The organism is Clostridium sp. DFI.1.208 (assembly GCF_024463855.1).
GTDB lineage: Bacteria > Bacillota_I > Bacilli_A > Erysipelotrichales > Erysipelotrichaceae > Clostridium_AQ.
The window spans coordinates 1-15,772 of sequence record NZ_JANGCA010000027.1 but is presented as its reverse complement, the minus strand read 5'-3'; the positions used below and the strand labels follow the sequence as shown (position 1 = coordinate 15,772).

Annotated in this window: 11 protein-coding genes; 5 read left to right on the top strand and 6 right to left on the bottom strand. The window is 45.9% G+C overall.

Going from position 1 to position 15,772, the window contains the following annotated elements; translation table 11 throughout:
• Positions 1–4: 4 nt before the first annotated feature.
• On the bottom strand, positions 5–820 hold the full coding sequence (locus NE665_RS14170; RefSeq protein ID WP_117442417.1) for a purine-nucleoside phosphorylase: 816 nt from the start codon (positions 818–820) through the stop codon (positions 5–7).
• A gap of 323 nt (positions 821–1,143) precedes the next feature.
• A complete protein-coding gene (locus NE665_RS14165) occupies positions 1,144–1,755 on the bottom strand; it encodes a sugar O-acetyltransferase (protein WP_117442416.1) in 612 nt (203 codons plus the stop codon).
• A 444-nt stretch (positions 1,756–2,199) separates the two neighbouring features.
• On the opposite strand from NE665_RS14165, the gene NE665_RS14160 reads away from it, so the two are divergent.
• Both NE665_RS14160 and NE665_RS14155 read left to right on the top strand, forming a co-directional pair.
• Positions 2,200–4,104 carry an acyl-CoA dehydrogenase family protein gene (locus NE665_RS14160; RefSeq protein ID WP_117442415.1) on the top strand — a complete coding sequence of 635 codons (1,905 nt, stop codon included), beginning with the start codon at positions 2,200–2,202 and terminating at the stop codon, positions 4,102–4,104.
• A 22-nt stretch (positions 4,105–4,126) separates the two neighbouring features.
• Positions 4,127–5,332 (top strand): FprA family A-type flavoprotein, encoded by a 1,206-nt coding sequence (locus tag NE665_RS14155; protein WP_117442414.1) that lies wholly within the window; start codon positions 4,127–4,129, stop codon positions 5,330–5,332.
• A gap of 584 nt (positions 5,333–5,916) precedes the next feature.
• Here NE665_RS14155 and gnpA read toward each other — a convergent pair.
• The gene (gene gnpA / locus NE665_RS14150; protein ID WP_117442413.1) at positions 5,917–8,091 is read right to left on the bottom strand and encodes a 1,3-beta-galactosyl-N-acetylhexosamine phosphorylase; all 2,175 of its coding nucleotides are present in this window, start codon (positions 8,089–8,091) and stop codon (positions 5,917–5,919) included.
• A 263-nt stretch (positions 8,092–8,354) separates the two neighbouring features.
• Here gnpA and NE665_RS14145 point away from each other — a divergent pair, with 263 nt between their 5' ends.
• The gene (locus tag NE665_RS14145) at positions 8,355–9,218 is read left to right on the top strand and encodes a helix-turn-helix domain-containing protein (RefSeq protein WP_178760214.1); all 864 of its coding nucleotides are present in this window, start codon (positions 8,355–8,357) and stop codon (positions 9,216–9,218) included.
• 619 nt (positions 9,219–9,837) lie between these two features.
• Here the strand turns inward: NE665_RS14145 and NE665_RS14140 are convergent.
• The 3 genes from NE665_RS14140 to NE665_RS14130 all read right to left on the bottom strand — a co-directional run bounded on the left by NE665_RS14140 (position 9,838) and on the right by NE665_RS14130 (position 13,343).
• The gene (locus NE665_RS14140; RefSeq protein ID WP_117442411.1) at positions 9,838–10,992 is read right to left on the bottom strand and encodes a D-alanine--D-alanine ligase family protein; all 1,155 of its coding nucleotides are present in this window, start codon (positions 10,990–10,992) and stop codon (positions 9,838–9,840) included.
• Between the two features lie 72 nt (positions 10,993–11,064).
• Complete coding sequence (murF, locus tag NE665_RS14135; protein WP_233104727.1) at positions 11,065–12,567, bottom strand: UDP-N-acetylmuramoyl-tripeptide--D-alanyl-D-alanine ligase; 1,503 nt, start codon at positions 12,565–12,567, stop codon at positions 11,065–11,067.
• A 65-nt stretch (positions 12,568–12,632) separates the two neighbouring features.
• The gene (locus NE665_RS14130; protein WP_117442409.1) at positions 12,633–13,343 is read right to left on the bottom strand and encodes an alpha/beta hydrolase; all 711 of its coding nucleotides are present in this window, start codon (positions 13,341–13,343) and stop codon (positions 12,633–12,635) included.
• A 136-nt stretch (positions 13,344–13,479) separates the two neighbouring features.
• Here NE665_RS14130 and NE665_RS14125 point away from each other — a divergent pair, with 136 nt between their 5' ends.
• Positions 13,480–15,000: an FAD-dependent oxidoreductase gene (locus tag NE665_RS14125; RefSeq protein WP_233104726.1), complete on the top strand. Its 1,521-nt coding sequence runs from the start codon at positions 13,480–13,482 to the stop codon at positions 14,998–15,000.
• Between the two features lie 536 nt (positions 15,001–15,536).
• The coding region (locus NE665_RS14120; protein WP_256302559.1) for a hypothetical protein at positions 15,537–15,772 on the top strand (236 nt) is incomplete at its 3' end.

Here is a 15,772-nt window from a genome sequence, read left to right as displayed (position 1 = left end):
CCTTTTACCACTCCTTCAACAGCGCTTCGATCCATGTACAAAGCTGGGCACTGCTCTTATTTGCCATTTTCACAACCTCTTCATGCGAATGCTTTTCCTTCGCAATACCGGTTGCCATATTGGTGATGCATGCAATTCCCAACACGCGAATCCCAAGATAATTTGCTGCTATGGTTTCCGGTACAGTGGACATTCCAATCGCATCACTGCCTGCTCTGGCATACATACGAATTTCTGCCGCTGTTTCATAATACGGCCCCTGAAACAACGTATAGACGCCATGACGGTAAGGAATACCCAGACGATCTGCCACCTGCTTTGCCTTTTCGCGCAGCTCTGTGGAATATGGCTCTGACATATCCGGAAAGCGCACACCGAAACGCTCGTCATTATCTCCAATCAAGGGATTTACATCCAGCGTATTGATAAAATCATCAATGATCATCAAATCTCCGGGTTGATAATTCTCATTGATTCCGCCACAAGCATTGGTCACAATCAAATCCTGAACTCCCAGCAGCTTCATCACATACAGCGGATAGGTGACCTCCTTCATCGTAAAGCCCTCATAATAATGAAATCTTCCCTGCATAACTACCAGATGCTGATCTTTCAGTTTGCCAAACACCAGATTTCCTGCATGACCTTCCACCTTGGATTGAGGGAAATGAGGAATATCCCGATACGAAATCACCTCTTTATCCTCCATCATATCCACCAATGAGCCGAGTCCGCTTCCTAAAATGATGCCAATCACCGGCTCTGTTTTCACGTGCCTGCGAATATATTGCACGGATTCTTCTACTTTATCATAAAACATAGCTTCCTACCTCCTGCTGTATCCTTATTATATCATAGCCATACCCGCTGCAAAGAATTACATTCAAATAATTTCTCTGTTTCCAATCATCATGTACGAGCATCAAATTGCACTCTCAACAGCTTCGTTTTAGACGTATAGATTGAAAGGCTCATTCATCTCCCCTATGCTTATCAGCTTGTTTACTTCTTTATCCCCTATTGTTCTGCTGGATCCGCCTGTACATGCAGCTACACCTTTCTGATTGAAATACATATCGCGTATGCAATATCAACGAAAGCTTTGCCCTTTCCCTTCGCGTATACAAGCGAGTTACCGGTGATTTACTGTTCTTCCCTATCCCCCTCTGTTTGCACACGGTATTTTTTTCGATCCTCTTTTGTAATAAGGCGGATCACCCTGCAGGGAACCCCTGCCGCAAGTACATGTGGAGGAATATCTCTGTTCACAACACTGCCTGCACCAATCACCGAGCCTTCACCAATCGTAACGCCTGCCAGCACCTGAACGCCTGCCCCAATCCATACATTACTTTCCACATGAATAGGAAAGGCATACTCCAGCCCCTGCCTGCGCTGTTCTACATCCAGTGGATGTCCTGCTGTATAAAAGCCGCAGTTTGGCGCGATATAGACATAATCACCAAAGGTAATCTCTGCCCCATCCAGAATGACACCGTTATGGTTCATAAAGAATTCATTTCCAATACTGATATTATAGCCATAATCACACCAGAACGGTGGTTCTATAGATACATGCTTCCCCATCTGCTTGAACAGCCTGCGATAAATCTGATTGCGTGCTTCCATATCACTTGGACGCAGTTGATTGCATGCATGACACTGATCCTTGCACCAGGCGCGCTCATCCAGCAGTGCTGAGCTGTAATTCGCATTGTATAAAAAGCCTTCCGCCGCCTTTTTCTTTTCTGACATATAACCCCTCCTTTTAATTGCATTCCACTAGATACAGTATAGCATACGGCTGTCCATATGTCCGCAGGCTGACAACAAAAAAGCCGTGTGGAATATGGCTGCGCATTCCTTGTTGAAGTGAAGCATACAGCGGTATTGCGTATGACAGAAAATGCGCAGTACCCCCTGCTATAGCTTCAGCCTTCAAAAAACCAACAAAAAGCACAAAGCTTCAGGAATTTCATTTCTTCTCTACATAGGAAAGGGAATAGATGCCTCTTTCCGCATGGAAAAGATTCAAAAACTAGAAAAGGAAAATTCTGTGAGCATATCCTTCGACTTATTGTAAGCGCTATGATATCATCAGAGTGTAAAGTGATTTATATTCTTAAAATGATTCTCATATTAAGAAAAATCATGAAAGCAGAAGGAATATCATAGAGATAAGTGAGGAGGACGTAAACTATGCTATTTACAACGACACAGCAGCAGGAGGAAATCCGCAAGACGGTACGAGAATTTGCGGAAACCGAAATCAAACCGATTGCCTTTATGCTCGATAAGGAAAATGAATTTCCGAGTGAGGCGATTGCAAAGTTTGGAAAGATGGGTCTGATGGGGATTCCCTATCCGAAGGAATATGGCGGAGCCGGACTGGATGTACTAAGCTATGCCATTGCCGTAGAAGAATTATCCCGCGTTGACGGAGGTACAGGAGTTATCCTATCCGCACATGTCTCCTTGGGAAGCTACCCGATTTTTGCATTTGGAACCGAGGAGCAGAAGCAGAAATATCTGGTACCGCTGGCAAGCGGTGAAAAAATCGGAGCCTTTGGATTAACGGAGCCGAATGCAGGAAGTGATGCGGCAGGTACGGAAACAACGGCCGTTTTAGAGGGTGATCATTATATTCTGAACGGTGGAAAGATTTTTATCACAAATGCAGATAAGGCTGACACGTATGTCGTCTTTGCATCCACAAATCCGGATATGGGAACCAGAGGAATATCCGCATTCATCGTTGAAAAGGGCTGGGACGGCTTTACCTTTGGTGATCATTACGATAAGATGGGAATCCGTTCCTCCTCAACAGCGGAATTGATTTTCAATGATGTAAAGGTACCGAAGGAAAATCTGCTTGGCAAGGAAGGTCAGGGCTTTAAGATTGCCATGGCAACACTGGATGGCGGCCGCATCGGAATCGCTGCACAGGCACTGGGAATTGCACAGGGTGCATATGAAAATGCGCTGGAATACGCGAAGGAGCGTGTGCAGTTTGGCAAACCGATTGCTCAGCAGCAGGTCATCAGCTTTAAGCTTGCCGATATGGCAACCAAGCTTCGCTGTGCCAGAATGCTGATTTACTCTTCTGCAGAGCTCAAGGAGCACCATGAACCATATGGAATGGAATCTGCGATGGCAAAGCAGTACGCAAGTGATGTTGCTCTGGAAATCTGCAACGATGCCTTACAGATATTCGGCGGAAGCGGTTATCTGAAGGGGATGGAAGTGGAGCGCGCTTATCGTGATGCTAAAATCACAACGATTTATGAAGGAACAAACGAAATACAGAGAGTTGTTATTGCTTCTCATATCATAGGAAAAGCCCCAAAGGATGGCGGTGTCCGTAAGAAAAAAGGCGCAATCACCGGAGAACGTAAGAAACAGATTTTCAAGGAAGGCCCTGCACAGGAACGTGTAAATGCACTCGTGGAAGCCTTACAGAAGGATGGCTATGACTTTACAGTCGGTATCCCGATGGATACACCGATCGTGAATGCAGAGCGTGTGGTATCTGCCGGTAAGGGAATCGGTGAAAAGAAGAACATGAAGCTGATTGAGGATTTAGCACGAAGCGCAGGAGCAGCCATCGGAAGCTCCCGTCCAGTCGCAGAAACTTTAAAATATGTGCCGATCAACCGCTATGTCGGTATGTCCGGTCAGAAATTCACCGGTAATCTGTATATCGCATGCGGTATCTCCGGTGCGGGACAGCATTTAAAGGGAATCAAGGATGCTACAACCATCGTTGCCATCAATACAAACGCCAACGCGCCGATCTTTAAAAATGCCGATTACGGTATTGTCGGTGATGTTATGGAAATACTGCCGCTGTTAAGCAAGGCTCTGGATACCGGAGAAAAGAAGCCGGCTCCGCCAATGAAGAAAATGAAGCGCCCGTTTATCAAAAAGGAAGCTCCTTCCTATATGCGTCATGTCTGCAATGGCTGCGGCTATGAATATGATCAGATGCTGGGAGATCCGGAAAATGATATTGCTCCGGGTACACCGTTTGAAAAGCTGCCTGAAGAATGGATCTGTCCGGAATGCGGAGAAGCAAAGGATCAGTTCATTGAGACATTGGATTAAATAAAGAGAAGGAGGATGTAGTATGTACTGTGTAAGAAAAGTAGTTGACGATTTGTACTGGGTGGGAGGAAATGATCACCGTCTTGCCCTGTTTGAAAATATTCACCCGATTCCAAATGGCGTATCCTATAATTCCTATTTGCTGCTGGATAAGAAAACGGTATTGTTTGATACAGTGGACTGGGATGCCTGCCGTCAGTTTTTGGAAAATGTAGAGCATGTTTTGGACGGGCGTGAGCTGGATTATCTGGTAATCAATCATATGGAGCCGGATCATGGTGCCAGCATTGAAGAAATTTTACTTCGCTATCCGAAGGTGAAAATCATCTCTACTGAAAAAAGCTTTCTGCTGATGCACCAGTTCGGCTTTCACGTTGACGGGCGTACAGAGGAAGTCAAGGAAGGCGATACCAAATGCTTTGGTAAGCACACCATCACCTTTGTAGAGGCTCCGATGGTGCACTGGCCAGAAGCGATGGTCAGCTTCGATGTGACAAACGGAGTTCTGTTTTCCGCAGATGCCTTTGGAAGCTTTGGAGCACTGGATGGCAAGCTGTTTAATGATGAAGTTAATTTTGACCGCGACTGGCTGGATGATGCCCGTCGTTACTATACCAATATTGTAGGAAAATACGGACCGCATGTACAGGCACTGCTGAAAAAGGCGGGAACGATCGATATCAAGGTCATCTGTCCGCTGCATGGACCGGTATGGAGAAATGATTTCGGTTACCTGCTTGATAAATATGATAAGTGGAGCCGCTATGAGCCGGAGGAAACCGGTGTGCTGATCGCCTATGCTTCCATGTATGGAAATACAGAATCCGCTGCGCAGGTACTGGCTGCCAAGCTGGTGGAAAAGGGCGTTAAAAATGTTGTTGTTCATGATGTATCCAATACCCATGTATCCTACCTGATCAGCGATGCCTTCAAATACAGTCACATCGTACTGGCTTCGGTGACCTATAATCTGGGAATCTATCCTGTCATGCATGATTTCCTCATGCATATGAAGGCACTCAACATGCAGAAGCGTACCATCGGCATTATTGAGAATGGTTCCTGGGCACCGAAATCCGGTTCCCTTATGAAGGACTTCCTGGATAATCAGATGAAGCAGATGAGTATTCTGAATTCTGAAGTATCCATGATCAGTGCCTTGAATGATAATAATAAATCTGAAATGGATAATCTGGTAGATAGTATCATTGATTCCATGGAAGCATAATCGGTAAGGATTCTCAGTTGAGAATCCTTTTTTCTAATATCCCGGAAACGATTGCTTCTAAACAGCGCTCAGGCTTGCGTTCCACGAAATATAAGATAATAACGTAGGGGAAGCTCATAGGCTTTTGCTGTGCATTTTATATCTTCCCCTCTGCACACGTCCCTTATGCACCTCCAGCTCCTGCAGTGGGTGCCTGGAATATCACACTGAACTATCGCAAGTATCCAGTAAACGAATATGCCATAGAAAACGAATCCACCCCTGTTGCCTTATCATCCCCTTATGCAGCTTTCTTTTATCTTTAAACGATTCGCATACAGAAATAAGGCGGTTCATATAGTGAAAACAGACAGAAGCACGATCCTTTTCCTGTGCATCCCAATCACCTTTCCCCCAGAATCCCCTGTGCTGTCGTACAGCTATTCATATTTTTTACCACATGCAGCCTTGCTTCTTCCTTCTGCTTCCTTTATAACGAAATAACCCGCAAGCTTCGCAGGCAGTGCAGCCTTTTCCTGCACATAAAGCTGTCCTTTCCATCCTCGGTATAGAAAAAATGCAGCATTTCTACCGCATTTTCTTCTCTATTCTTTTTCCTCGCTGATGGAAAACCAGCGAATTTCATTTGCCTGTAGCTGAATATCAAAAGCATCCTGATCCGTATAAATGCGGGTATCCTGCTTTTCATATGTATTGTTTACCACACAATAGCTGTTTGTATTCGGATATACATTTACCTCCACCTTGCAGTTTTCACTATACCATTTTTTAATATCCGCTTCCCTTCCTGCTGCATAAAACAAACAGCGGTACAGCAGACGCGCGTTTTCAAAGCTGAACGGCAGTCCGCTCAGATATACACTTTTCCCTTTTCCATAGGTATTGGTCGCAAAACGAATATTCTGATTCTCGTTAATCAAAACCGTCGTATCGCGCAGTGCATAGATATTGCGTATTTCTTCTCCAAGCTGTAAAGCTTCAGGAAGCTCATCTTTCAGGAAATGCGGCTGCTCCTCCCAGTTATATTTATCCTGTGACAGAGAAAAGCCAACCTCCTTATCCACGCCCAGCACATCATACAGCTGGAAGAAATGTCCTTCCTTTTGTGCTGCACTCGGTTCACCGACGCCGATCAAGCCACCGCCCTCAAATACAAATTTACGAAGAGCGCTCACGATGCGTGCATCCTTCCAGTAATCTCCACCGCTAAAGGCCGTATAGGCATCCCCAGCATTGATAATAACACCGGCATCATCCAGCACCCCCGGATTTTCCAGTATATCGTCAAAGCTGATAAACTGCACATCAAAGGGCATACCACTCAGAGCTTCCAGAACACCCGAATAGGAATAAATCTGCTTATACCACAGAGCATGCGCGACCATTTCCGCTCCCCAGCCACGAAGCGCTCCCCAGCTGTTCAGAATCGTTACCTTAAATGGCATACACATGGGCTGTGCGGACTGTACATGGGCATACAGCTCACGAAATTCATTGCATACCTCTTCGATATAATCCACAAAATCCGGGAATTTCAATGCAAGCTTCAAATACCCGCCGTATCCGATTCGATCCAATGGTGAGCGAAGGATTGCACGCCTTGCCGTCACCCAGTTTACCTTGGCCTCCTGAACGGGATCGCCTCCCTCATGAAATACGTCGGGGAAGAAATACGGTAGAAACCGTCCTTCGGTATACTTCACTCCCTTGATATCGGAAATCAGACGCAAGGTACGTCCATCCCCAACAGAGCCCACGACGGCATCCAGACCCAGCTCCTGAAAATAAGGTCCAAACGGCTCTGTCGCAATCCAGTGATCTCCCAGAAACATCATCGCTTCCTTTCCGGCTTCATGTGTGATATCCACAAATTTCTTCACCAGCTTAGCTACCTCACGCATCTGGAAATCCATGAAATCTCGGTATTCCTTCGTAGGAACGCAGAAGGTGGAATTATGATATCCCTGATTGATGATATATTCCGGACGAAACCGGTATCCGACCTCCTGCTCGAACTGTTCGAGAATATAGGGGGATACACTGGCACTGTAACCGAACCAGTCTACGAACTTTTCCCGTGCCATCTCATCAAACATGAGCGTAAACTGATGAAAGAATGTCGTAAAGCGAATAACATCCACCTCCGGATGCTCAGCAATCCAGCGACGCAGCTTATCCAGAACATATGCCTGTGTCTTCGGCTGTCGTACATCGTAGGTCATCTGATGCTCCTCATGCTTCCATTCATTGGTCAATGCATTGTACATATGCACCGGATCCCAGATTACAAATGCCAGAAAGCTTACCGTATAAGCATGAAAAGGTACACACTCCGAAAGGATGACTGCCTCCCTTTTTGCATCATATTCCCACAGGCTTGTGGCAACCACCTCACCGCTCGTACGATCGATAACCTCCCACCACCGCTTCATATCATCAATCGTATTGACCTTCAGCTGGTCTTTATAATAATGCTTCATCAACGGTATGCTCAGCGTTTGCGCACTGGCTGTCACCATATCGCTCATCAGATACATCTGCTGTATCTCCTGTGGATTTGCATTTGCCCAGGCATTATCCTTCCTCGTCGTATAATAGGTCGCATACTGCTTCACATCCAGCTCACGCAGCTGCTCTGGCATGCTGGTGCCATCACAGTCCCGGATTGCATCCGCCCCCCATCGTTCCATGATGTTCAAGGTTTCCTCAATTACATCAACATCGGTCGGCACTGTTACGCGCCCCTTTTTCAGATTCATGTCAATTTCCTCCTGATTGATCGTTAGCTTCATTTTATGGGCTTATGAATAGCTTGTCAAACGACTCGATTCCACCGCCACTGAAAAACCCGGCAAGATATCTAAAAAAGTGATTTCAGCAGTTCCTTTTTATTCGATAAACACACGCCCCGTATTTCTTTTTTTAGAGATATTGGCTACTTTTACTTTTTGCCAATAAATATAATTCTTGTCAACTACAGCTGTGTCTATTATAATGAAAGCAGATATAAGGATGTGATTTGATGAGTATACAAAGATATCAGCTGAAGAACCGTAAGCTGGATAAAATGAGCTTCCACCTTCTCTATATTTCAACGAGCCGTTATGAGGGTGACTGGCACAGTACCCCGCATGCCCATCACTGTACAGAACTATTTTACGTATCCAGCGGCAAGGGAAGCTTTCTGGTAAATGATGATGTCTTCGATGTAAAGGCGGATGATCTGATCATAGTAAATCCCAATGTTCCGCATACGGAAATGAGCAGGGATGAATCCCCTCTGGAATACATCGTACTCGGTATCGAGGGACTGCAGTTTACCAGCTTTACCAATCATATGGAGTATGAGGACTACAGTGTTCACAACTATTATGAATTCAAGCATGAGATTCTGTTTTATCTGAAGACACTGGTACAGGAGATGGCACAGCAGGATGATGATTACGAGGCGGTATGTCAGAATCTGCTGGAGGTGCTGATCATCAACATGGTACGCAGAACAAAGGCCAACCTGATCGTAGCGCCATCCCAGAAAATAACCAAGGAATGTCATTTTGTGGAGCAGTATATCAATAACCATTATCAGGAGGATATCACGCTGGAGCTGTTAAGTGAAAAAACCTATATGAGTAAGTTTTATCTGGTGCATGCCTTTAAGCAGTACAAGGGTGTCTCTCCTATCAATTATCTCATCCGATTGCGTGTACAGCAGGCAAAGGAGCTGCTGGAGACCACAAATTACTCCATAGCTCAGATTTCCGATTCTTGTGGCTTCTCCTCTCAGTCCTATTTTTCACAGGTCTTTAAAAAAGCATGTGGAATGACACCGAATGCCTATCGCAAAAGCAGTGATCGAAGCAAGGTCATGGTAAACAATATCCTATAGATTTTAACCCTACTTACGGTATTGAATCGCAGCATAAGTGACTGTACGTTTTCATGAGCTGGAATACTGTGCACTTTCACATTTTTCAAATCTCCAGATGAATAAGATAATAAGGAAGCTTGCCATCCTAGCATTGCATAAAAGGGATGGCGATACTTCCTTTTTTGCGCTTATCCCAAATCAAAAGCCCATACACCTCACAAATACCATTTTCTTGCTTCTTCACCTTGCCGCTGTATCTCTTATAAGCGGTGGCAGGCTTATGAACAAGCGGATATAAGCCTTAGTCTATGTAAGAAATTCACAGGGTAATGTCCGGCTTATGAATACATTGGTTTCGATTCTTTATAAGTCTTCGCATCGGTATGAAATCCACAGGATTGTGTCGGACTTTTGAATGCGTGGTCATCAATGCTTTATAAGCCTTAGGTTATGTGCAAAATCCACTGTGCTCCCCATATCGATTCCCAACAGATTTTAAAATCCTCTCCTACAGAAGAAACCCTTCCCGTTGATTGCTTACAGACTAACAGATGATATGAGAAAGCTATGCGCTCGTTCTCTTCTATGCTTCATCTTCCTGTTAAAAGAAAAGATGCGAAGCATTGTCCGCATTTTTCTACTTCATCAGTTTTCCACTGCCCTTATAATCCCGCAGAATGTTCGTATCATAGCTGAAAATCATCTTCTGCTCCCGCCGTACCCGCTGAAGTGCAAGCGAGATAAGCTCATCGAGCAAGGCCGGGAAGGGCAGACCTTCCTTTTCCCATAAATAGAAGGACAAGGAGCCGGGAATCGTATTGATTTCATTCACATACAGAGCCGCGCTGTCTGCGTGCATCAGAAAATCAATTCGCACGACGCCTGCCGCATTCAGCGCACGGAAGGTATCCATCGCCATCGAACGAATCTCCTCCGCCTGCTCATCGCTTAGCTCTGCCGGCAGCTTGCGGCTGGTGCTGAGCATTCCCTTGGATTTTCCCTGTCCGCTGTACTTGTCGTCATAGGACAGTATTTCATCCTGCTTAACGACTTCTTCCAGCGTACTGCAGCGGCAGCCATCCTCATCCCCCAATACCGATGCGTTGATTTCCCGCAGCGGTTCAATCACCTTTTCAATAACAACCTTGTGGTCATACTGAAAGGCCTCGATCATACTTTTATGAAGCTCTACATCGTTATGGGCAACGGCGATGCCAACACTGCTTCCCAGATTCGCAGGCTTGATGATGAGCGGATAACCAAGGCGTTGTGCCTTTTTGAAAAAGGACTGCTCCATCGGCTGATGCAGTGTCCAGAAAAACCACGGTACAACGGAAAGGCCACTATCCTGCAGCACCTGCTTCATAATCACCTTATCCTGCCCGATTGCTCCTGCCAGAACATTGCAGCCGACATAGGGCACTCCGATCGTTTTCAGATAACCCTGAAAGGTACCATCCTCCCCATTGGTTCCATGCAGTACCGGAAATACCATATCGACTTCCTTATCTCTGCCAAAGATTTTACGCCGCGATGGAATCAAATAGGTATGTGCTTCTCTACGAATTAAAGCGACACTGGTATGATCCGCTATGAATTCCTCAATATGCTGAAAGGTTTCCAGCTCCCGCAATTCCTCCTCACAAAACATCCTGCCATCCTTGGCGATATACAACGGCAGTATTTCATAGCGCTCCTCGTCCAGAGCTGCCATAACCTGCTGGGCCGACAGGACACTGATTTCATGTTCTACACTTCTGCCGCCAAATGCCACGGCAATTTTAAGTTTCATAGCATTCTTCCTTTCCTTACACATTATCAGTGTATGCGAATGCCTAAAACGTGTTCATGCGATTCCGGGGTGCTAGTGATTGAATGCGTCCGGTAAATCATTTTCCAGCAGCACACAATCCTGTGGAGCTGCTTCCTTTTGCACGATTGCCAGCGCTTCCTGAAAGCTGTCGCAAACATGGATTCTCTCTGTCGGAAATCCGCTGTCCGCCAATCCCCTAACGATGCTTTTTGTCTGTATAGCACCTACCAATACTGCCATATCCACACTATCCGCAATTTCCTTGCCGAGTGTATACTGTTCCTCCTCCTGCTGCTCTCCAAGCTCCAGAAAACCGGGCGTGATGATAAAACGCTTATGCTTCATCTGCTTCAATACCTCAAGTGCACAGCGCGCCCCCTCCGGATTGGAATTATAGGCATCATCCAGCAGGGTACAAAAGCTTTTCCGCACCTGCAGCCGATGCTCGACATAGGGCAGCTTTTCGACAGCTAACGCCATTATTTCCCAGGAAACACCAAGTGTATGCGCAACTGCGATGGCACAGGTGATGTTCACGACATTATGTTTTCCTAAAAGTCTTGTATGAAAGGAATGTGACTGATTATCCTGTACCACCGTAAATGACGTCCCTTCCTCGCTGTAGCGGATATCCATACAGCGATAATCTGCATCCTCACACATTCCGAACCCTACGATTTGACAGGTATTTTGAATGCTGTAGCTACGGATATAGGGATTGTCCCGATTCACAAAGCCGATACCGTTGGCAGGAAGACACTCAATCATCTGCATTTTTTCATGAAGAATATTCTCCATGGAGCCAAACGTTGCCAGATGCTGTGGACCGACAGAGGTCACAACCCCGTACTGCGGCTTTACAAACTGCATCAGATCATGAATCTCCTTCACATGATCTGCCCCCATTTCACATAGAAACACCTCATGCAGACGCTCCAGCTTATTGCGTATGGTGAGGGTGATTCCCATTTGATTATTATAGGAGCCGGGCGTCATCAGGGTATAGTAAACATCTGACAAAAGCTCATTGAGGATGGTTTTTACACTCGTTTTTCCATAGCTTCCAGTGATGCCGACGATGGACAGCGCATTGTTGCTTCTTAACAGCTTTGCGGCATCCGCTGCATAATGGTTGCGGATTGCCATTTCCAACGGCTCTAAAATCCATGCGACAGGCAGCACCATCAGCCATGCGGACAGAAAAAGAAACGGCGTCATGAGAATGAGAGCTGCAGCAGACAGGAATTCATGCAGTACACACAGCAGGATGCCATATACTGCATACAGCAGGATGCTCAGGCGATGAATCCGCGCTGTTTTTACCAGTGGCTTGCGATACTCACGTTCTTCCTCCATCTTACAGCTGATGTAGGCATAGATCGCAACCAGCATCAGCAGCAGAACCTCCTGCATGGAAGTCGGCTGCAGAAGAAGAAGGCTGTAGCTCAGCATCAGCGTCAGCAGTATTTTCAAAATCCGCTTCCAGGATAAGCGGATGAAGGACATCAGCCATGTCCGATATCGCCCTCTGTTGTAACGGTTCTGCTGGAACATATGCATAGACTGCTTCAAAGGAACATAAAGAAAAAAAAGATACACCGCCAGAAAACAGAACAGCATCATGGTCTTAAAAAGGCATCCACGATGCGGCAGAACTGTATGCTAAGGTGGAAGTAGGCAAAATGATCCTCCTTCGGCAGAACAACCAGGGCGGCATTTGGCAGTTCCTCCTCCATGACACGGCCCATCCACAGTGGTGTTGCCGTATCCTTTTCTCCCCAGACAAGCAGTGTTTCCGTGGATATATCCTTCAATATTCCCCGAAGATCATCCTCAACACTGGCGACGAGAACCCCTTTCATAATTGGTGAGGCATTCTGATAATCACTGCTTCCCATAGCCGGGGCAGCATGCAGTCTTTTCAGCAGCTTATATGTCTTTACGCGAATATGATAGCCAAGCCCGCGCTTTGCCTGAATGCCCGCAGCACCACTCAGTACCATTTTCTCCACCGGATAGCGGTATGCATATCGCAATGCAATGCGTGCACCAAAGGAATGAGCGATAAAGTTTACACGTGTAATTTGCATATAGGCAAGCAGCTCCTGCAGAAAATCCACATAATCGTCAACACTCCAGACGCGCGGCGGCTCCTCACTCTCTCCAAATCCGGGCAAATCCAGATTGATCACCGTAAAGGTGTCACAGAGATGATCCTGCAGAAACTTCATCATGTACTGATTCTGTCCCCATCCGTGCAACAGAACCACAGCAGGCTCGTTACTCCCTGCGCGTGTAACATTTACTTTTATATTTTGAATGGTAATCATGTTGTTCCTCCTCTTTCAAGTATATGATGCTTATGGAGTGATAGACCCCAACGTTCGACAAAGTTTTCTGCAGGTCTTTCTATTTTATGAGAAAGAAATGCCGGTTTCTGGGTAGTCTGTAGAGGAGGTGAAGAATATGACAGAATCATTCTGGATGAAACGAAACACGAAAACGACGAACTATCCGACTCTGCAAAAGGAGACGGATGCCCATATTGCCATTATCGGCGGCGGCCTTACCGGTATAACCACAGCCTATTATCTCGCACAGGCAGAGGAGGATGCGATTCTCCTTGAAGCAGATTCTCTATGCTTTGGTGCCAGCGGAAGAAATACCGGAAAGCTGACCATGCAGCACGGATTGCTGTATGCAAATTTAATTGAGCATTATGACCGTATCCTTGCCCGCCAGTATTACGAGGCAAATGAGGAAGCATTGAATTCCATAGAAGCAATTATTCAGGAGCATCATATCGCGTGCAGCTTTGAACGTTGTGATGCTATGCTGTTTACCCGTGATGCCGTGCAGGTAGCCAAACTACAGGAGGAATACCAGGCCTATCTGGATCTGCATATTCCCTGCACCTACATAGAAAAAACAGACGCACCGTTTCCTATGGAGGCAGGACTGCGGATGCAGTATCAGGCACGCTTTGACCCCTATGCCTACGGCTGTGCACTCGCTAAAATCGCAAAGGAGGGCGGCATTGATATCTATGAGCATTCTCCTGTCACAGACATGCAGGAGGAAGAACACGGCTATCGTCTGATGGTCAACGGTACGTGCGTACATGCGGATATCGTCATCTTCGCCACGCAGTTTCCGTTTATCGATCAGGGACACTTTTACTTTACGCGTATGTATTGTGATCAGGAAAGCGTAATCAGTGCCAAGATCGAACATGCGATGCCAAAGGATATGATGCTGTCCCTCGATGATCGTGTACAGTCCTATAACACCTGCGAGGATACTCTGCTGTATGCGGGCAACACCTATAAAAGCGGACAGGATAAGGCGATGAATCTGCAGGAATTTGAAAATACCCTGCGTGAGGATTTCATCGTGCAGGAAATCACCGCCGCATGGAGCTCACAGGATTATATGACCTTTGATCAGCTGCCCCTCATCGGTAAGCTGGATAAGCATGAGGATCGCGTATTGTTTGCCAGCGGCTATAACAAATGGGGAAACACCACAAGCTGCATCGCAGGAAAGCTGTTATGCTCCTACGCGCTGCATCGCGGCTCTCCCTATCGCATGATGTTCTCTCCACAGCGCCTGTCCAGCATATTTTCACTGCAGTTTGTCAAAGAAAACCTGAATGTTGTCGGCGCCTTTCTGAAAAGCAAGCTGCAAAAAAGCACCACAGAGTATCCGCATATCGGAGAAGGCACCATTATGGAGCTGGACGATCATCGCTATGGCGTATATCGTGATGAGAACGATGAGCTGTATATCGTTGACATCCTCTGTCCGCATCTTGGCTGTACACTGCGCTTTAATGCGGACGAAAAGACCTGGGACTGCCCTTGCCATGGATCACGATTTTCCTATACCGGGGAAATCATTAAGGGTCCTGCCACCCAAAGACTGCATACCATGCACGAGCCGCATAATTCCATTGATCCTCATATAATGAAGAGTGAGGAGTCCTGATACAGCGGTAGAAATGGATGGATGATAGTTGAAGCGGCTTGACTGCTTTTAAAAACACTGCAAGAAAGCCGCTGTTCCTTTCATGTATGAACCTGTAAACGCAAGTCTTGTATTCGTTTGCTGTCCATACACAAAGCGCTTATTGGATGTGCAGGCTTCTTCCATAAGGCTTGTGCGTGTGATCAGCTGTACCGATTGCGCCTTTTCACTTGCTTACTGCTATTCACGAGATGGTTGGTGTATGCGCAAATTGATAGCATCAGAGCGATGCCCTGTTTTCTTCTGCATAAACCAGTCTTGCTTCCTTCCATTTGCGATGCCGATTATCAGATTCCATTATAAGAATAAAAGCAAATTGTTATGGATATCTAAATTATCGTAGGGATAAGTTAGCCCTCTAAATTATCAGAGGGTCAAGATGAAGGTAAGCTCTAAATTTTGGTAGGGTCAATCTTTTTGTTCATTTATAAAAAAACCTTTCGTTGTATGATGTAATTGTCAAATAACATATCCAACGAAAGGAGTGGTTTTCCACTATGGACATTATAACAGATTTACTCAATCTTCCTCAAGAATCAATTTTAGATGTCTCCTCGCGTATTGAGAATGATATTCTCATTATCCAGCTTACCTTAAAGCCATTTCCCTGCAATTGCCCGATTTGTGGTACACCTTCTTCACGCATAAAAGAATACAAAATCAAACGTATTAAGCACTCCGCATTAAATCATAAAAAGTGTGTGATTGAATACCATGCAAGACGTCTTGTCTG